15 protein-coding genes and 2 tRNA genes are annotated in these 18,193 nt (G+C 69.4%); 10 read left to right on the top strand and 7 right to left on the bottom strand.

What is annotated here, in order from left to right; translation table 11 throughout:
* The first annotated feature begins 115 nt into the window (after positions 1-115).
* The 4 genes from ABZ348_RS04055 to ABZ348_RS04040 all read left to right on the top strand — a co-directional run bounded on the left by ABZ348_RS04055 (position 116) and on the right by ABZ348_RS04040 (position 6,110).
* Positions 116-3,067, top strand: a complete 2,952-nt coding sequence (locus ABZ348_RS04055; RefSeq protein WP_358929813.1) for a UPF0182 family protein — start codon at positions 116-118, stop codon at positions 3,065-3,067.
* Between the two features lie 203 nt (positions 3,068-3,270).
* Positions 3,271-3,344, top strand: a tRNA-Met gene (locus tag ABZ348_RS04050).
* A 202-nt stretch (positions 3,345-3,546) separates the two neighbouring features.
* Positions 3,547-5,709 carry a tetratricopeptide repeat protein gene (locus ABZ348_RS04045; protein ID WP_358929081.1) on the top strand — a complete coding sequence of 721 codons (2,163 nt, stop codon included), beginning with the start codon at positions 3,547-3,549 and terminating at the stop codon, positions 5,707-5,709.
* Positions 5,710-6,036: 327 nt separating this feature from the next.
* Positions 6,037-6,110, top strand: a tRNA-Met gene (locus tag ABZ348_RS04040).
* 143 nt (positions 6,111-6,253) lie between these two features.
* Here the strand turns inward: ABZ348_RS04040 and ABZ348_RS04035 are convergent.
* A complete protein-coding gene (locus ABZ348_RS04035; RefSeq protein WP_358929079.1) occupies positions 6,254-6,670 on the bottom strand; it encodes a Fur family transcriptional regulator in 417 nt (138 codons plus the stop codon).
* A 138-nt stretch (positions 6,671-6,808) separates the two neighbouring features.
* Between ABZ348_RS04035 and ABZ348_RS04030 the strand changes: the two genes are divergently transcribed.
* Complete coding sequence (locus ABZ348_RS04030; RefSeq protein WP_358929077.1) at positions 6,809-8,260, top strand: catalase; 1,452 nt, start codon at positions 6,809-6,811, stop codon at positions 8,258-8,260.
* A gap of 487 nt (positions 8,261-8,747) precedes the next feature.
* Here ABZ348_RS04030 and ABZ348_RS04025 read toward each other — a convergent pair whose 3' ends face one another.
* On the bottom strand, positions 8,748-9,149 hold the full coding sequence (locus tag ABZ348_RS04025) for a CBS domain-containing protein (RefSeq protein ID WP_358929075.1): 402 nt from the start codon (positions 9,147-9,149) through the stop codon (positions 8,748-8,750).
* 375 nt (positions 9,150-9,524) lie between these two features.
* Positions 9,525-10,325: a histidinol-phosphatase gene (hisN, locus tag ABZ348_RS04020; protein ID WP_358929073.1), complete on the bottom strand. Its 801-nt coding sequence runs from the start codon at positions 10,323-10,325 to the stop codon at positions 9,525-9,527.
* A 189-nt stretch (positions 10,326-10,514) separates the two neighbouring features.
* Here hisN and ABZ348_RS04015 point away from each other — a divergent pair, with 189 nt between their 5' ends.
* Positions 10,515-11,177: a TetR/AcrR family transcriptional regulator gene (locus ABZ348_RS04015; RefSeq protein ID WP_358929071.1), complete on the top strand. Its 663-nt coding sequence runs from the start codon at positions 10,515-10,517 to the stop codon at positions 11,175-11,177.
* A 52-nt stretch (positions 11,178-11,229) separates the two neighbouring features.
* On the opposite strand, the gene ABZ348_RS04010 is transcribed toward ABZ348_RS04015, so the two are convergent.
* The 4 genes from ABZ348_RS04010 to ABZ348_RS03995 all read right to left on the bottom strand — a co-directional run bounded on the left by ABZ348_RS04010 (position 11,230) and on the right by ABZ348_RS03995 (position 14,927).
* Positions 11,230-11,553, bottom strand: a complete 324-nt coding sequence (locus ABZ348_RS04010) for a multidrug efflux SMR transporter (protein ID WP_358929069.1) — start codon at positions 11,551-11,553, stop codon at positions 11,230-11,232.
* Positions 11,554-11,711: 158 nt separating this feature from the next.
* On the bottom strand, positions 11,712-12,725 hold the full coding sequence (rsgA, locus tag ABZ348_RS04005) for a ribosome small subunit-dependent GTPase A (protein ID WP_358929067.1): 1,014 nt from the start codon (positions 12,723-12,725) through the stop codon (positions 11,712-11,714).
* 12 nt (positions 12,726-12,737) lie between these two features.
* Positions 12,738-14,060, bottom strand: coding sequence for a 3-phosphoshikimate 1-carboxyvinyltransferase (aroA, locus tag ABZ348_RS04000; protein ID WP_358929065.1), 1,323 nt, complete (start codon positions 14,058-14,060; stop codon positions 12,738-12,740).
* Positions 14,061-14,129: 69 nt separating this feature from the next.
* On the bottom strand, positions 14,130-14,927 hold the full coding sequence (locus ABZ348_RS03995; RefSeq protein ID WP_358929063.1) for a M50 family metallopeptidase: 798 nt from the start codon (positions 14,925-14,927) through the stop codon (positions 14,130-14,132).
* A 49-nt stretch (positions 14,928-14,976) separates the two neighbouring features.
* On the opposite strand from ABZ348_RS03995, the gene ABZ348_RS03990 reads away from it, so the two are divergent.
* The 4 genes from ABZ348_RS03990 (at position 14,977) to rsrA (ending at position 17,994) form a co-directional block, all read left to right on the top strand.
* Positions 14,977-15,792, top strand: coding sequence for an SOS response-associated peptidase (locus ABZ348_RS03990; protein WP_358929061.1), 816 nt, complete (start codon positions 14,977-14,979; stop codon positions 15,790-15,792).
* Positions 15,793-16,030: 238 nt separating this feature from the next.
* The gene (locus ABZ348_RS03985) at positions 16,031-16,711 is read left to right on the top strand and encodes an alpha/beta family hydrolase (RefSeq protein WP_358929059.1); all 681 of its coding nucleotides are present in this window, start codon (positions 16,031-16,033) and stop codon (positions 16,709-16,711) included.
* 87 nt (positions 16,712-16,798) lie between these two features.
* A complete protein-coding gene (locus ABZ348_RS03980; protein ID WP_358929057.1) occupies positions 16,799-17,668 on the top strand; it encodes a sigma-70 family RNA polymerase sigma factor in 870 nt (289 codons plus the stop codon).
* Positions 17,665-17,994, top strand: coding sequence for a mycothiol system anti-sigma-R factor (rsrA, locus tag ABZ348_RS03975; protein WP_358929055.1), 330 nt, complete (start codon positions 17,665-17,667; stop codon positions 17,992-17,994). Before ABZ348_RS03980 ends, rsrA begins: the two co-directional genes overlap by 4 nt.
* Positions 17,995-18,193 lie beyond the last annotated feature (199 nt).

Raw genomic sequence — 18,193 nt, 5'->3', positions numbered from 1 at the left:
GCACAAGTGGGCTCTACGATCGCGGGGCCCAGCTTGACACCACCGCGTCCATGACCCACATGGCCGCGACCTCTACACAACCGCGAACTTCGAGGTGCGCACGTTGGCTTTCCAGATGCCGGACCGCGGCGGAGGCCCCCCGACCGGGCCACGGATCAGAGTGGGCCGGCCGTCCCGCCGCGTCCGCACCCTGCTGATGACGCTGGGCGTGCTGGCGGTCCTGGCGATGGCGTTCGTCATGTTCGCCGGCTTTTGGACCGACTGGCTGTGGTACCGGTCCGTTGACTACTCATCGGTGTTCACCACCACTTTGTGGACCAAGGTCGGACTCTTTGCCGTCTTCGGCCTGCTGATGGCGCTCGCCGTCGGGGTGAACATCTGGCTGGCGCACCGACTGCGCCCGCCGCTGAGCGCCATGTCGTTGGAGCAGCAGAGCCTCGACCGGTACCGCATGAGCATCGCCCCGTACAAGAAGTGGGTGCTCCTCGCGATCACCGCTCTGGTCGGGTTGATCGCGGGCGCCTCCGCGACCGGTCAGTGGCGCACCTGGCTGATGTGGGTCAACGGCGTGCCCTTCGGCGAGAAGGATCCCGAGTTCGGTCTGGACGTGGCGTTCTACGCGTTCGACCTGCCGTGGTACCGGTTCCTGCTCGGCTTCGGCTTCGCGGCGGCCGTCCTCTCGCTGATCGCCGCCGCGCTGACCCACTACCTCTACGGCGGGCTGCGCATCACCAGCCCCGGGGCCCGCGCGACCGCCGCTGCCACCGGACACCTCTCGGTGCTGCTCGGTCTCTTCGTCTCTTTGAAGGCCGTGGCGTACTGGCTCGACCGGTACGGGCTCGCGGTGAAGTCCAGCGACTTCAAGGCCACCGGAAACTGGACCGGTCTGCGCTACGTCGACGCCAACGCCTACCTCCCGGCGAAGACGATCCTGTTCTGCATCGCCGTGATCTGTGCCCTGCTCTTCTTCGCCACGCTGTGGAGGCGCACCTGGCAGCTGCCGGTGATCGGGTTCGGGCTGATGGTCCTCTCGGCGATCCTCATCGGCGGCCTCTACCCGGCCATCGTGCAGAAGTTCCAGGTCCAGCCGAACGAGCAGGCCAAGGAAAGCCCTTACATCCAGAAGAACATCGACGCCACCCGCAAGGCTTACGGCATCGACAGTGCCAAGGCCGAGGACTACAAGGGCAAGGGCGACCCGACGCGCAGGTCCCAGCAGCGGGAGGACGCCAAGACCGCCGCCAGCTACCGCGTCGTCGACTCCAACGTCGTCTCGCCCGCCTTCCAGCAGCTCCAGCAGGAGCGGAAGTACTACCAGTTCCCGGACACGCTGGACGTCGACCGCTACCCCGGTCCGGACGGGAAGCCGCAGGACACCGTCATCGGTCTGCGGGAGCTCGACATCGAGGGCATCCCCAAGCGGAACTGGATCAACGACCACTTCACCTACACCCACGGCTACGGCGCGATCGCGGCCAAGGGCACCAGCGTGGTCAGCGACCCCAACAAGGGCACGGTCGGATCGCCTGACTTCACCGAATCCGGAATGCCCACCAAGGGGCAGCTCGGTTCGTACGAGCAGAAGATCTACTACGGCGAGAAGACCGAGCAGTATTCGATCGTCGGTGGGCCGCAGAAGGAACTGGACTACGAGGCCAGCACCGGGCCGACCAAGTACACGAGCTATCAGGGCAAGAGCGGTGTGAGCCTCGGTAGCGCCTTGAACCGGGCCGCCTACGCGGTGTCGTTCAGCGAGCCGCAGATCTTCTACTCCGGTGCCGTCGGTGACGGGTCGAGGATCCTGTACAACCGCACCCCCAAGGAGCGCGTCGAGGCCGTTGCACCATGGCTGACCATCGACGGCGACGCCTATCCGGCCGTGGTCGACGGACGCATCCAGTGGATCGTCGACGCCTACACCACGACCAACGGCTACCCCTACGCATCGCGTACGACGCTCGGGGACACCACGACCGACTCGCTGACCACCAACCAGCGCGCCGTGGTCGCCCAGCAGAACCAGGTCAACTACATCCGCAACTCGGTGAAGGCCACCGTCGACGCCTACGACGGCAAGGTCAAGCTGTACCAGTGGGACACCAAGGACCCGGTCCTCAAGACCTGGATGAAGGCGTTCCCCGGCACGGTGAAGGCGAAGAGCGAGATCTCGTCCGAGCTGAAGTCGCACCTGCGGTATCCGCAGGACATGTTCAAGGTGCAGCGCGAACTGCTCACCCGCTACCACGTCACCGAGCCCGAGCAGTTCTACAGCGGCAGTGACGCGTGGCAGGTGCCGGACGACCCGACGAACAAGGACAGCAGTGCGGTGCCCCCGTACTACCTGAGCCTGAAGATGCCGGGCGAGAAGGAGCAGAAGTTCTCGCTGACGACGACGTTCACCCCGGCCGGTCGCCCCAACCTGGGCGCGTACATGGCCGTGGACGCCGATGCCAACAGCGATAGCTACGGCTCGATGAGACTGCTCAGAGTCACGGAGACCGTCCAAGGTCCCTCGCAGGTGCAGTCCGAGTTGAACGGTGTGCCAGAGGTCGCCACGTTTGTACGCGACCTCAGAGGCACCGACTCCGACATCGAGTACGGCAATCTGCTGACGATCCCCCTGGACGGCGGATTCCTCTACGTGGAGCCCGTCTACGCCCGGGGTGGTAGCGCCAACTATCCGCTGTTGCGGAAGGTGGCCGTCGCCTACGGCGGAGGCAAACCGGTCTTCAAGGACAGCCTGTCGGAGGCGCTCAACGCGGTCTTCGGCGAAGAGGGCACCGAGGAGCCGACGACTCCGCCGAGCGAGGATCCCACCAAGCCGACGCCCCAACCGACGACGCCACCCGCCACGGGTGACGCGGCCCTGAAGGCGGCCATCAGCGACGTCGTCAAGGCGCAGGAGGAGATGGACGCGCTGTTGGAGAAGGATCCGAAGGACCGGGAGGGCTACGGCAGGGCCCAGGACAAGCTGGAGGCCGCCATCGAGCGCCTTGCGGCTGCCCAGGGTCGACCGAGTGCGGCTCCGTCGCGGTCACCGTCCCCTTCGCCGTCCACGTCGACCTAGGGATCCATCGGTCGGCTCGGGCCGCAGCATGTGCCCCGGCCCGAGCCGACCGATACGGCCTAGCCTCGCGACTGCCCCATCTGCCCCGCCCGCCCTGCGGGAACGGCTCATCGGAACAGCTTGCGGGACAGCTGGGTCAGGGCTCGTCACAGCTGCTCTGATCAGGCAACATCCCATGCCGTGATAGTGTGTGAACACAACGACGCGGGGTGGAGCAGCTCGGTAGCTCGCTGGGCTCATAACCCAGAGGTCGCAGGTTCAAATCCTGTCCCCGCTACTGAAATAAAGAGGGCCCGAATCCTTTGAGGATCCGGGCCCTCTTTATGCGTATGTGATCACGTGGGGAACTGCGCGTGGCGTGCTGCGAGTTGGCTCGGTAAGTGTTTGACTTGTCTCTCTGTGGGCATGTCGACAAAACGCTGAAGTGACCTCACTGGCTGCGGTATACCAGGTGTACGCGGGTTGCGGGTGGTGCGACGATGGAATTTATGGGGGACAGGGCGACTCTGTTGAAGACAGGGCGGTTTGTGCAGCGAAATGCCGTAAATGCAGCGGATGCAACGAGTTCCGCTGCTGACAGCATCGCCGGCACCACCGCCCGCCCCGCCATGCGTCATCCCGCATCCTCGGGCACCAACCCCACCACCCCCGAGGACATCAACGCGCCCACGGTGACCGGCGAGACCACCGACGCGGTGGAGAGCGCCGAAGCGGAAGAGCGCTACCGACGGGCCGCCGCCGACGGCGACACGGCCGCCATGAGCCTGTTGGGCGCCGCACTGCTGCGCCGAGGAGACCTCGACGGCGCCGAACCCCATCTGCGCGGTGCGACAGCGGACGGCGATCGCGCCGCAGCCAACAACTTGGGTGTCCTCCTCCACCAGCGCGGCTATGCCGAAGAGGCGGCGGCATGGTGGCGGGTGGCCGCGGTCGCCGGGTCCGCAGCGGCGGCCCACGCCCTGGGCCGCCACTTCCGTGAGCGCGGAGACGAGCCCGCCGCCGAGTACTGGCTGCGCCAATCCGCCGAACAGGGCCATGCCCTGGGCGCGTACGCACTTGCCGACCTCTTGGAGCACCGTGGCGAGCGGGGCGGCGAGCGCTGGCTGCGCTCCGCCGCCGAACAGGGCCACCGTGAGGCGGCCTATCGGCTGGCGCGTGCGCTTGAGTCGCGCGCCGCGGAAGAGACGCGCTCGGCGGGCGCGGCGGAGTTGATGCTGGGCAGTGGTCGCGCACTTCCCGCACGGCCGGGAGCGGGCGATGTGGGCGGGGCTGCCGCGGCCGTGGAAAGCGGTACCCGCGCCACGCGGGATGCGGCGCCCGACACCGCAGACCCCCGGGGCGGAGCACGTCTCGCCGCGCCGGGCTCCCGATCGGCCGAGCGCGGCGAGGAGACGGACCAGCCTGCCAGCAGCGCGACGAACCTCGTGGTGACCACCCTCGACGAGGCCGCCCAGTGGTACCGCCAGGCCGCTGCACGCGGACATCGCCGGGCCGCCCTGCACCTCGGGGCGATTCTGGAGCGACGCGGCGAACTCAAGGAGGCCGGCCGTTGGTACCTGAGCGCCGCCAAGGACGGTGAGGCCCGGGCCGCTTGCGCGCTCGCCTTCCTGCTCCGGGATGCCGGAGACGAGGAGAGCGCCGCCGTCTGGTGGCTGCGCGCGGCCCAGGACGGCGACGGGAACGCGGCGAACGCCCTCGGTGCCCTGCACGCGGCCCGCGGTGAGCCGCAGACGGCCGAGCGCTGGTACCGCGCGGCCCTGACGGCCGGCGATGTGAACGGCGCGTACAACCTCGGTCTGCTCTGCGCCGCGCAGGACCGCATCGCGCAGGCCGAGCAGTGGTACCGCCAGGCCGCCTACGCGGGTCACCGTGAGGCGGCCAACGCGCTTGCCGTGCTGCTCCTGCAGTCGGGGGACCCGGTCGGCGCCGAGCCCTGGTTCTCCAAGGCGGCCGAGGCGGGAAGCGTCGACGCCGCCTTCAACCTGGGCATCCTCTACGTCGGCCGTGACGACGACCGTACGGCGTTGACCTGGTACGAGCGCGCCGCAGCCGCCGGGCACACGGAGGCCGCGCTCCAGGTCGGCATCGCCCGGCTGAGGGACGGCGACGAACTCGCGGCCGAACGCCATCTGCGCTGCGCTGCCGGTGGGGGCAGCGCCGAGGCAGCCTTCCGGCTCGCGACCTTGCTGGACGCCAGACAGCCGCCTCCGGGGGCGCCGGCGCTCGGTGAGTCGATGGCCGAGAAGAGCGAGTGCGAACAGTGGTACGAGCGGGCCGCCGAGCAGGGGCACCGCCGGGCGCAGGTGAGGGTCGGCATGCTCGCCGCCGCCCGGGGGGACATGACCGGAGCGGCCCGCTGGTACCGCGAGGCGGCATCGGCGGGCAGTCGCAACGGCGCGTTCAACCTGGGTCTGCTCCTCGCCCGTGAGGGCAATGAGCGCGAGGCCGCCCTGTGGTGGACCCGTGCCGCCCGGGCCGGCCACGGTCGGGCTGCCCTGCGTCTCGCGCTCCTCGCCGCCCGTCGCGGCGAGCTCTCCGAAGGGCAGCGCTGGTGCGCCCGTGCGGTGGAGCTCGGGCCCGCGGAGGTCGCCGAGCGTGCCGCCCGGCTGCGAGAGGCACTCCACCAGGAGTTGACCGCGTAGACCGCCGGGATTTGCCTAGACCGTCGGGATTTGCCTGGACCCGTCTGGACCCGTCTGGACCCGTCTGGACCCGTCTGGACCCGTCTGGACCCGTCTGGGTCTGGCCTGGATCTGTACGACCGGCGGTCACGTTCGGTGACGAGCCCTGTCCTGAACCGGCAGGGCTCGGAGCGGCAGTCAGGGACGTGGAGCCCCCCGTCGTGCGTGCGTAGCGCCCGGGTCGGGTCGGCCCCTCCCTGGTCCCTGCGGGGAAAGAGAGCCTGGAGCACGCTCCCGTTAATGGATTTGCTCTGGTCGACAGGGGCAGCGTAAGGTTGGGTTCACCGACGCGGGGTGGAGCAGCTCGGTAGCTCGCTGGGCTCATAACCCAGAGGTCGCAGGTTCAAATCCTGTCCCCGCTACTGAAACGAAGGCCCGGACTCTTCTGAGTCCGGGCCTTCGTCATGTTCCGTTGACCGGCCCCGCTGCTGGCCTGTTCTCATCGTGACCGGTGGAAGGGTCGGGGGGATCGCCGTGCTGCCCGTCGCGGGATGCTGTGGCGGACTCAGGCGCCCGCGCACCCCGGGCAGATGCCGCGATAGGTGACCTCGACGTCCGAGACGGTGAAGCCGAAGCGCTCCGAGTCCGGCAGGTCTGCCAGTGGGTTGCCCGAGGGGTGGACGTCGCGGATCGCCCCGCACATGCCGCAGACCAGGTGCTGGTGCGGGCGGTGCGCATTGGGGTCGTACCGCTTGGCGCGGCGGTCGGTGGCGACTTCCAGCACTTCGCCGAGGGACACCATCTCGCCGAGCGTGTTGTAGACGGTCGCCCGGGAGATCTCCGGCAGTTTGGCGACCGCCCGTGCATGTACCTCGTCGGCGGTGAGGTGGACGTGATCGCCGTCGAGGACCTCTGCGACGACACGCCGCTGTGCGGTCATGCGCCAGCCGCGCCCACGAAGCCGTTCCAACAGGTCACTCATAAGGCCCAGCCTAGCAGCGGGATCCCCTGATCCCGAACGGGTGTGACTTTGGATGTTCACTTGACTTAGACAAAGTCCATCGTAGGATCGGGTTCGAAACAAGCAAGGGTCAGGAACGCAAGGACGCAGGAGGCGCACGTGACGCAGGGACCGCTCACCACGGAGGCCGGGGCGCCGGTCGCCGACAACCAGAACAGCGAGACCGCGGGCGTCGGCGGTCCTGTTCTCGTCCAGGACCAGGCACTCCTGGAGAAGCTCGCCCACTTCAACCGCGAGCGCATTCCGGAGCGCGTGGTGCACGCCCGTGGGGCGGGTGCGTACGGCACGTTCACCGTCACCGCCGACGTCACGCAGTACACCCGCGCCGCCTTCCTCTCCGAGATCGGCAAGGAGACCGAGACCTTCCTCCGTTTCTCGACGGTGGCGGGAAACCTCGGTTCGGCCGACGCGGTGCGCGACCCCCGCGGCTTCGCGCTGAAGTTCTACACCGAAGAGGGCAACTACGACCTCGTCGGGAACAACACCCCGGTGTTCTTCATCAAGGACGCCATCAAGTTCCCTGACTTCATCCACACCCAGAAGCGCGACCCCTACTCGGGCTCCCAGGAGGCCGACAACGTATGGGACTTCTGGGGTCTGTCGCCCGAGTCCACGCATCAGGTGACCTGGCTCTTCGGCGACCGGGGCATTCCCGCCACCCTGCGTCACATGAACGGGTACGGCTCGCACACCTTCCAGTGGAACAACGCCAACGGCGAGGTCTTCTGGGTGAAGTACCACTTCAAGACCGACCAGGGCATCAAGAACCTCACCCAGACGGAGGCCAACCTCCTCGCCGGTGAGGACCCCGACAGCCACCAGCGGGATCTGCGCGAGTCCATCGAGCGGGGCGAGTTCCCCTCCTGGACCGTGCAGGTGCAGATCATGCCCGCGGCCGACGCGGCGACCTACCGCTTCAACCCGTTCGACCTCACCAAGGTGTGGCCGCACGAGGACTACCCGCCGATCGAGATCGGCAAGCTGGAGCTCAACCGCAACCCGGAGAACGTCTTCGCCGAGGTCGAGCAGTCCATCTTCTCGCCCGCCCACTTCGTGCCGGGCATCGGACCGTCCCCCGACAAGATGCTCCAGGGCCGTCTCTTCGCCTACGGCGACGCCCACCGCTACCGCGTCGGGATCAACGCCGACCATCTGCCGGTGAACCGCCCGCACGCCACCGAGGCGCGGACCAACAGCCGGGACGGATTCCTGTACGACGGCCGTCACCGGGGCGCGAAGAACTACGAGCCGAACAGCTTCGGCGGTCCGTTCCAGACGGACAAGCCGCTGTGGTCGGCCACCCCGGTCTCCGGTGCCACCGGAAACCACGAGGCTCCGAGCCACGCCGAGGACAACGACTTCGTCCAGGCGGGCAACCTCTATCGGCTGATGTCCGAGGACGAGAGGGGTCGACTGATCGAGAACCTCTCCGGCTTCATCGCCAAGGTCTCGCGCGACGACATCGCCGAGCGCGCGATCAACAACTTCCGTCAGGCCGACGGAGACTTCGGCAAGCGGCTCGAAGCCGCCGTTCAGGCCCTGCGCGGCTGATACGCGCTTGCCGTGAAGCGGAGGGCCGGACCCCTGTCCAGGGGGGTCCGGCCCTCTTTTCTGCGCGGCCGTGCCGAGATGCGTTCGCCCCGGAACGGCCGGGTCAATCGCCCGGATCGGTGGACGGCTCGTCAGGGCGGGGGAGCGGTCGGTTCGGATCGGTGGCCTCGACGTGCGCACATCGAGGCCACCGATCCGGTTGCGTCGCACGGATCGGTCGTTTCGGATGAAAGTCGTGGCCCACTCGCCGCGCGTCACTCATCGCGCACGGGTTCGGGCCGTCCGGTCGAGGGTCTTGTCGGTCGGTACGGATGGTTCATCGACACCGTGGGGCGGTTGGCGTCCCCCGGCCGAGCTGTGGCCGGCCGTGGTGGGGGCGGTCCTGGTCGCGGAGGCTCCGTACTCGGGTCGGCGCGTGCGGAGGTCGTTCCGTGAAGGACCGGGGCGTGGGCGATCCTCGCCGACGGCGAGTCCGCCGGGAGCCCCGCTATCCGACGAGCGCCGCCCGTTGACGACGTACGGGAGCCCAGCAGCGGATGATGTCGCGGACGGAGACGATGCCCACCGGCCCCTCTCCGTCGAGGACGACGAGATGACGGAAGCCGCCATGAGCCATGGCGTCCGCCGCCTCCTCCAGCGTCCACGAGGGTGCCGCGAAGACGACGTCGGTGGTGGTGTGGGCGCCGGCGGTTTCACGATCGGGGTTCTCCCCGATGCCCACCGACTTGAGGATGTCGCGCTCGGTCAGGATGCCCACGCCCCCGGCGTCACCGTCGAGGACGACGGCCGCGCCGACTCTACGGGCAGCCATCAGGCCGGCGGCCTGACGGAGCGTGTGGGTGGGTCCGATGGTGAGGACCACCGTGCTCATGGCGTCACGGACGAGCATGGATGGAGCCACCTCCTTTGAGGGATTCGGGCCTCTGGCGGCCCTCCGTGAACGCGTGCGTGAGTCTTAGAGAAAGAATTCACAAGTTCACAAGAGGGTCGACTTTCAGAGTCCCAGCCTTGGGGAGGGCCAGCAAGGGGGTGCGCACGACTGGTTCAGATAACAGGGAGGGTCGACTCCGGATGCCCGAGTGCGTTCCGATCTTCGAGCCGGTGGGACACCGGGCCCGAAGCGGCGAAGGACCCGGTCCCGGACGTGCTTCTACGCTCGGCGCCCCCGGCACCCCGACCAGCCGGGCGGCGTCAAGCGCGCACACCCACCCCGCCCCGCTCTGTTCGGTACGGATGCGGAGCGAGCCGGCGCAACGGCTGTGGGTCAGCCCTGTCCGTGTAGATAGCCGAGCATGTCGGCGTGGAGCAGCCCGTTGGACGCCGCGCCGTTTCCGCTGTGCGGACCGGGGCGGCCGTCGAGGCCGGTGAAGGTGCCGCCCGCCTCCGTCACGATGATGGCGTTGGCCGCCATGTCCCAGAGCGAGAGCTCCGGTTCGGCGCAGATGTCGATCGAGCCCTCGGCGACCATCATGTACGGCCAGAAGTCCCCGTAGCCGCGGGTCCGCCAGCAGGCGCGGGTCAGATCGAGGAACCCGTCGAGCCGGCCCTGTTCCTCCCAGCCGCTCAACGACGAGTAGGCGAAGGAAGCGTCTTCCATGGCGCTGACCTTGGACACCTGAAGTCTGCTCGCCGAGGTCAGCGAGCGGCCCGTATAGGCTCCGCCGCCCTGGGCGGCCCACCAACGCCGTCCGAGTGCCGGCGCCGACACGACTCCGACGACCGGCTGGTAACCGCCCTCCCCCTGCACCATCAGGGAGATCAACGTCGCCCAGACCGGCACGCCGCGGACGTAGTTCTTGGTTCCGTCGATCGGGTCGATCACCCAGCGCCGAGGGCCCGTTCCCTCGATGCCGTACTCCTCGCCGAGCACCGCGTCACGCGGTCTGGCCCGCTGGAGTTGTCCGCGGATCAACTCCTCAGCGGCCTTGTCCGCCTCGCTCACCGGCGTCATGTCCGGCTTGGTCTCGACCTTGAGGTCAAGCGCCTTGAACCGGGCCATCGTGGCGGCGTCGGCGGCATCCGCGAGGACGTGGGCGAGACGTAGATCGTCGTGGTAGTCGGGCATGCCCTCACCCTATCGGGGCGCCCCGGGCATGATCACGGCGAGCGGCGGCAGGGGTCCCGGCGGATGGGCGGGCGTACGGTCGGGGCCGGGCAGCCACCCTTGACACTCCAGGACCGCACCCCAAGTCTGGGTGAAGAGCCGTACGCGGGGCCGGACGCCCGATCCCGTTCCTCCGGCCGGGGAGGCGATATGCCGTCAGCCCGAGAGTCCCTGCTCAACGCCGCCCTCGAAGCCCTGGCGCAACGGCCGTGGTCCGCGGTGCGGATGGTGGACGTCGCAGCCGCCGCCGGGCTGTCCCGCCAGACGCTCTACAACGAGTTCGGTGGCAAAGACGGGCTGGCGCGGGCATTGGTGCAGCGTGAGGCGGACGCCTATCTCCGGGGCGTCGACCAACTGCTGGCCGCGCCCCCCGACCGGCCGCGCTTATCGCGCGTGGACGATCCTGCGGCGCCCGAGGCGAGGGCCGCCGTGGGGGAGTCCTCCGACATCGGTGCGCGGCGCTGGGCGGCCCTGGCTGAGTGGACGGTCCAGGAGGCGGCGGCGAACCGCCTGTTGCGCGCCCTCCTCACCGGCTGCTGGGACGATCGGCTCCCCGAGCCCAGGCCCGTCCAGAACGGCAGAGCCTTCGACGCCGGCCCGGTGACGCCGGGTGAGATGGTCGCCCTGGTGCGGGACCGCCTCTGCGCCACTCTGACGGCGGACGGGTTGGACTGCTCCGCGCCCCGGGAGTCGCCCGAGTCCGCTCGTGGCTGTGAGTTCGCGGTCCGGCTCACGCTGTCCCTCGTCGTCGCTCCGGTGGGAGACGTCCGTGCCGCGACCGTGCGCCCGCTGCTGTGCTCCGCGGTCGACTGACCTGACCTGACCCGGGCGGCCCGGTCGACCCGTTTTCAGGTCCTACGGAGTGTCAGTGTGCCGAGCCCGACAACTGGAGCCCGATGACTCCGATGACCACCAGGGAAATGGAGACGATCTTGAGTGCCGAGACCACGTCGTCCAGGAAGACCATGCCGTAGATCGCCGTGCCCGCTGCGCCGATGCCCGTCCACACCGCGTACGCCGGACCCACGTCGAGCTTCTTCAGCGCGAGCGTTAACAATCCGAAGCTGCCGAGGGCGAAGGCGGCGAAGGCGATGGTCGGCCAGAGACGGGTGAACCCGTGCGAGAGCTTCAGACAGACGGCGAATCCCGTCTCCAGAACCCCGGCGACCACCACGAGCAGCCACGCCATGGCGCCTCCATCAGTCGGTGACTGCTTCGTCGTACTTCGTAACACTTCATAGGGCTTGATGTGATTATGCCCGTATCGATATCCGAAGCTCGCGAATGCACGCTCCTGTCGCTCTCGCGTCGCCTGTCACCCTCATGGCGTCACTCACTCGCGCGTCGTCAGTCGCCCTCGCGTCGCTCACGGGTCGAAAGCAGCCGCCGGAGCGAGTACAACCGGGCCGGATCGGCATGGCCCTCGGCCACCCAGGCATCCAGCGCACACTCCGGTTCGTCGTGACTGCACGAGCGCGGGCAGTTCGCCGTACCCGGTTCGAGGTCGGGGAAGGCGAGGATCACCCGGGACGGGTCCACGTGGTTCAGCCCGAAGGAGCGCACTCCCGGGGTGTCGATGACCCAGCCGCCCTTCTCGTCCGCCAGGGGGAGGGCGAGCGCCGACGTGGTGGTGTGCCGGCCCCGGCCGGTGACCGCGTTGACATGGCCCGTGGTGCGTCGGCGCTCCTCCGGTACGAGGGCGTTGACCAGCGTCGTCTTGCCGACGCCCGAATGCCCGACGAAGGCGGTGGTGCGACCGGACAGATGCTCGCGCACCAGGTCGGCCGCGACCCCGTCGCTGAACTCCTCCCTACTGGTCACCACATGGGGGACGCCCAGCGCCCCGTACATCTCCAACAGTTCGTCCGCGGACGCGAGGTCGGACTTGGTGAGGACGAGCAGAGGGTCCAAGCCGCCGTCGTACGCGGCCACCAGACAGCGGTCGATCATCCGGGGGCGGGGCTCGGGGTCAGCGAGGGCGGTCACGATCGCCAACTGGTCGGCGTTGGCGACGACGACCCGCTCGAAGGGGTCGTCGTCATCGGCGGTGCGGCGGAGCACGGAGGTCCGTGCACTGATGCGGACGATGCGGGCCAGGGTGTCCTTGTCCCCGGTGAGGTCGCCGACGATGGAGACCCGGTCGCCGACCACCGCCGCCTTGCGACCCAACTCCCGGGCCTTCATCGCAACGACGACCCGGTCGCCGACGAGGCAGGTGAGCCGTCCCCGGTCGACGGTGAGGACCATGCCCTCGCTGGCGTCCTCGTGCTTGGGGCGGATGTTGGTCCGCGGTCGGTTGCCCTTGCGGTTGGGGCGGACACGTACGTCGTCCTCGTCGGGGTTCTTGCCGTAGCGCCGCATCTCAGTTCCCGTTCAGCTTCCCGCTCCGAGCATGTCCGCCCACATGCGCGGGAAATCGGGCAGGGTCTTCGCGGTGGTCGCCACGTTCTCGATCCGGACGCCGTCGACGGCGAGCCCGATCACCGAGCCCGCGGTGGCCATCCGGTGGTCGTCGTAGGTGTGGAACACACCGCCGCGCAGGGGGCGGGGGCGGATGTGGAGCCCGTCCTCGGTCTCCGTGACATCGCCGCCCAGTTCGTTGATCTCCTTGGTGAGCGCGGCCAGCCGGTCCGTCTCGTGGAGCCGCAGGTGAGCCACTCCCCGCAGGGTGGACGGCGAGTCGGCCAGCGCGGCGACAGCGGCGATCACAGGGGTGAGCTCACCCACTTCGCCGAGGTCCACGTCGATGCCGTGGATCCGGCCGGTGCCGGTGAAGGTGAGACCGGCGTCCGTCAGTTCGCAGGAGCCGCCCATGTCGGTGAAGATCGTGCGCAGGGCGTCGCCGGGCTGGGTGGTGCGCTCGGGCCAGTCAGGGACGGTGACCCGGCCGCCGGTGATCAGGGCGGCGGCGAGGAACGGCTGGGCGTTGGACAGATCGGGCTCGATCGTGACGTCACGGCCGAGGACGGCCGAGGGGGAGACCCGCCAGACGTTGGGCTCGCCGCCCGTCTCCGGCTCGTCCACCTGCGCTCCCACGGCCCGCAGCATGTCCACGGTCATCCGGATGTGGGGCATGGACGGCAAGGTGGCGCCGATGTGCCGCACCTCCACGCCCTGGTTGAACCGGGGTGCGGAGAGCAGCAGCGCGGAGACGAACTGCGAGGACGACGAGGCGTCGATCTCCACCGGGCCGCCGTCGAGCGCCCCGCCGCCGTGGACGGTCAGCGGCAGTGCGCCGCGGCCGTCGTCGTCGATGCGGGCACCGAGGGCCCGCAGGGCGTCGATCACTCCGTGGAGGGGGCGCTCGTAGGAACGCGGGTCGCCGTCGAAGCGGATCGGGCCGTCGGCGAGGGTGGCAACGGGGGGCAGGAAGCGCATCACCGTGCCGGCGTTGCCTACGTCGACGGTGGCGGGGCCGTGGAGCCCTGCCGGGATGACCCGCCAGACCTCGCCCTCGCCGTCCGCACCGACGCCCTCTTCGATGCCGACGCCGAGCGCGCGCAGTGCCTGGGCCATCAGCAGCGTGTCACGGGACCGCAGGGGGCGGCGCAGCCAGCCGGGCTCCGCGGCGAGTGCCGCGAGTACCAGGGCGCGGTTGGTGACCGATTTCGATCCGGGCACGGTCACCGTCGCGTCGACGGCTCCGGTCGCGAGCGGGGCGGGCCAGAGGGCGGGGTGCACGGAGGCTTCGGTCATGGCCTTTACTTTAGTGGCTCCGGGACGACCGCCTGTTTGATCAAATGCTGGCGAAACCGTGCACGACGCCTACAGGGCCAGCAGCCAGCGTGCGCCGCCGATCAGCGAGCAGGCCGCCACCGCGTGGAACAGCAGGAGCCACAGGACGGCCGGGGCATGGGTGAGCCGGGCGAGTTGGTCGGCGTCGGAGTCGGGCGCTCCGCCGTGGCGGCGCTTGACCTGGAGTTCGAAGGACGGGCGGACGCCTCCCAGCAGCAGGAACCAGACCGCCGTGTACGCGAAGCCCGCTTGGACCTCGGTGCCGGCCAGCCAGGAGATCAGCAGGAAGGCCGCTCCGGTGAGGATCACGGTCAGCGCGCCGTACGCATTGCGGATCATGACCAGCATCAGCAGGAGCAGCGCGGTGGCCAGCCAGAGGAGCAGGGTGATGTGCCCGGCCGAGAGGAGCCAGGCGCCGCCGAGGCCGAGGAGCGGCGGGGCGGTGTATCCGGCGGCGGCGGTGAGGATCATGCCGATGCCGGTGGGCTTGCCGCGGCTGACGGTGAGGCCGCTGGTGTCCGAGTGGAGCCGGATGCCTTCCAGGCTGCGGCCGGTCAGCAGGGCGATCAGACCGTGGCCGCCCTCGTGGGCGATGGTGATGGCGTTGCGGGAGAGTCGCCACAGGGGGCGCGGTGCGACCGCGACGAGCGCGAGCACCGCGGTGGCTATGACGAGCCACTGTTCGGGGGCGGGCTGGGTGCTGATGACCCGGTCCCAGAGATCGCCGAGTGATGGCCCGATGGAGTCGGCGGCCAGGGTCTGGTCCGTCCGGCCGTCGGGCGCGGCGGAAGCCAGGGACTCACGGTAAGCGGAATGGATCTCATCCATTTCTGGGGCGGCTCCTTGGACGGCGTTCCGAAGTGGCAGTGTTGCAGTTATGTGCGGACGGTATGCGGCGAGTCGTAAGCCCGAGGACCTGGTCGGGGTCTTCGACGTGGAGCAGTGGGAGCCGAAGGAGACCCTGGCCCCCGATTGGAACGTGGCGCCGACCAAAGAGGTCTACGCGATCCTCGAACGCCCTCTGAAAGACGCCGACGACCCGCGTCCGGTTCGCCAGCTGCGCACCTTGAAGTGGGGTCTTGTGCCGTCCTGGGCGAAGAGTCCCGAGGGCGCAGCCCGGATGATCAACGCACGGTCCGAGACCGTGCACGAGAAGCCCTCCTTCCGCCGCCCCTTCGCCTCGCGCCGCTGCATCCTGCCCGCCGACGGCTACTACGAGTGGGTCACCGGCGTCGACGAGCGGCAGCTGGAAGAGGCGGGGAAGAAGAAGCGGCCCCGCAAGCAGCCGTACTTCGTCACACCCGCGGACGGTTCGGTCTTCGCCATGGCGGGCCTGTACGAGTTCTGGCGGGACCGCACCCTTCCCGACGATCACCCCCGGGCCTGGTGGGTCACCTGCACGGTGCTCACGACCGAGGCGGAGCAGGGGCCGCTCGGGGTGGCACCCGCCGAGGGCCCGCGGTCGCTGGCCGACATCCACCCCCGGATGCCGCTGATGTTGACCCCGGACCGCTGGGACGACTGGTTGGACCCCTCGCGCACGGACGTGGAGGAGCTGAAGTCGCTGCTGACGCCGCCGCCCGAGGGGCTGATGCGGGCCTACGCCGTCCCCACGGCCGTGAGCAATGTCCGCAACAACGGGCCGGAACTGCTGGCGGAGCTGGCCGCGCCGGAGGAGAGCACGCTGTTCTGACGGCACCGGCCCGCAGGTCGCCCCGCTCGTGGGTCGGGCAGTCCGGCCCGGTCCTGATCCTGTCCGGCCCTGTCTGGTCCGGTACGTTTCACCCGTCCCGTGCGTGCTGCCCGACGACGCCGGTCGCCCGGGGCAGGATGGGACAGTGACCAACCGCCGCACCAGCGCCCCCGCAGCCCGGACGCGCCAGACTGCCCAGCCCGCCCGGAAACCGGCGGGCGGCGACGGCGTCGAGCACATGACTGAAGCGTCCGCCACACCCGCAGCACCCGCACCGCACGCCCGGAGCACGGAGCAGGTCGAGACCGACGCCGGGACCGCCCGCATCAACTGGCACCACGCCGCCCGCCCGCGGCTCGTGCTCGCACTCGGCCATGGGGCGGGCGGCGGTGTCCACGCCCGCGATCTGGCGGGCCTCGCCGCCGCGCTCCCCTTCGACGGGGTGAGCGTCGCCCTCGTGGAGCAGCCCTGGCGCGTGGCCGGGAAGAAGGTCGCCCCCGCCCCCGCCACCCTCGACCGCGGCTGGCGTGGCGTGTGGCCGACCCTGGCCGGCCCCGGCCTCCCGGTCGTCGCCGGGGGACGCAGCGCAGGAGCCCGGGTCGCCTGCCGACTGGCGACGGAACTCGCCGCCGCCGTCCTCGCCCTGGCCTTCCCCCTCCACCCGCCGGGACGTCCCGAGCGGTCCCGGGCGGCGGAACTCCTCGACACCGGCGTCCCCACGCTCGTCGTCCAGGGCGCCCGAGACCCCTTCGGCACCCCCGACGAGTTCCCCGAAGGGGCGTACGCGCTCACGGAAGTCCCCCACGCCGATCATGCCTTTGCCGTACCCAAGCGCTCGGGGCAGACCGAACGGGAAACCGTGACGATCATCACCGAAGCCGTACGGGAGTGGCTGCGCCCCCTGTTGGGCGAGGCGTGACGCGGACGGGAATGTCGGGTGCCCCGGCTCTGTTGCAGCGGATGTCAGGACCTCGGTCATCCGAGCTCGGAGTAGGGAGTACCTCGCATGAGTTCGACCATCTGCCCCCGCCGTACGCACACCGCTGACCTGGAGTGGACCGTGCTCACGGCGGCGAAGACCGCCCCTGTTCGGGCGCCGGGCGGAGCCGGTCGACAGGAGCGTGCCACCGAAGGTCGACTATTCTCCGATTCGAGCGGGTCCACCTTCGGTCCCGCCACAGCGTTGGAGGAGGTGGGTCCGGTCACTGGGACCGACGACGGCCAGGCGGCACAGGCAGACGCAGAGCCCGCGGAGACGTCACGGCCCGCGGAGACGGCTGCGGAGCGCAACGCCCGTTTCGAGCGGGACGCCCTCGGCTTCCTGGACCAGATGTACTCCGCCGCGCTGCGCATGACGCGCAATCCGGCCGATGCCGAGGATCTCGTTCAGGAGACCTACGCCAAGGCGTACGGCTCGTTCCACCAGTTCCGTGAGGGCACCAACCTCAAGGCGTGGCTGTACCGGATCCTGACGAACACGTTCATCAACTCGTACCGCAAGAAGCAGCGCGAGCCCCAGCGCAGCGCTGCCGAGGAGATCGAGGACTGGCAGCTGGCGCGCGCCGAGTCGCACATGTCGACCGGTCTGCGTTCCGCCGAGTCCCAGGCCCTCGATCATCTTCCGGATTCCGACGTGAAGGCCGCGCTCCAGGCCATTCCGGAGGAGTTCCGCATCGCGGTCTATCTTGCCGACGTAGAAGGCTTTGCGTACAAGGAGATCGCGGACATCATGGGTACACCCATCGGGACGGTGATGTCCCGCCTGCACCGGGGCCGTCGCCAACTGCGCGGCATGTTGGAGGACTACGCCCGCGAGCGTGGGCTCGTCCCGGCCGGTGCGGGGGAGTCGAACGAAGCGAAAGGCTCGGGCTCATGAGCTGCGGAGATCCGCACGAGACGGACTGCTCGGAGGTTCTCGACCACCTCTACGAGTTCCTCGACCGCGAGATGCCCGACAGTGACTGCACCAAGTTCGAGGTCCACTTCGAGGAGTGCTCTCCCTGCCTGGAGAAGTACGGTCTGGAACAGGCCGTGAAGAAGCTCGTCAAGCGTTGCTGCGGGCAGGACGACGTGCCCTCTGACCTGCGGGCGAAGGTCATGGGTCGGATCGATCTGATCCGCTCGGGGCAGACCGTGCCCGACGAGGACGTACAGGGCGCGTCCCGTGCCTCGGTCGGTCCGGGGCAGGCCCAGGGCGAGTGACCGAGGGCGTCCGGAAGGACGCCCGCCGAGGGTGCGTCGCAGTGGCTGCGGGGCACCCTTTGCCGTACCCCTACCGCCGAGTATCCGAAGAGAACACCTGTACGACACCTTCGTACGCGCCCGGTGTCACTCGTCTGTGCGAACGATCCCCCGACCACCCGCCCCAGGCGCCCCAACTCGCTAGCGTGACGCGCGAGGT

This window comes from Streptomyces sp. NPDC005963 (assembly GCF_040638655.1).
In the GTDB taxonomy this organism is placed as follows: domain Bacteria; phylum Actinomycetota; class Actinomycetes; order Streptomycetales; family Streptomycetaceae; genus Streptomyces.
Note: the sequence above shows the minus strand (reverse complement) of the source record. Positions and strands in the feature narration are given on the sequence as shown.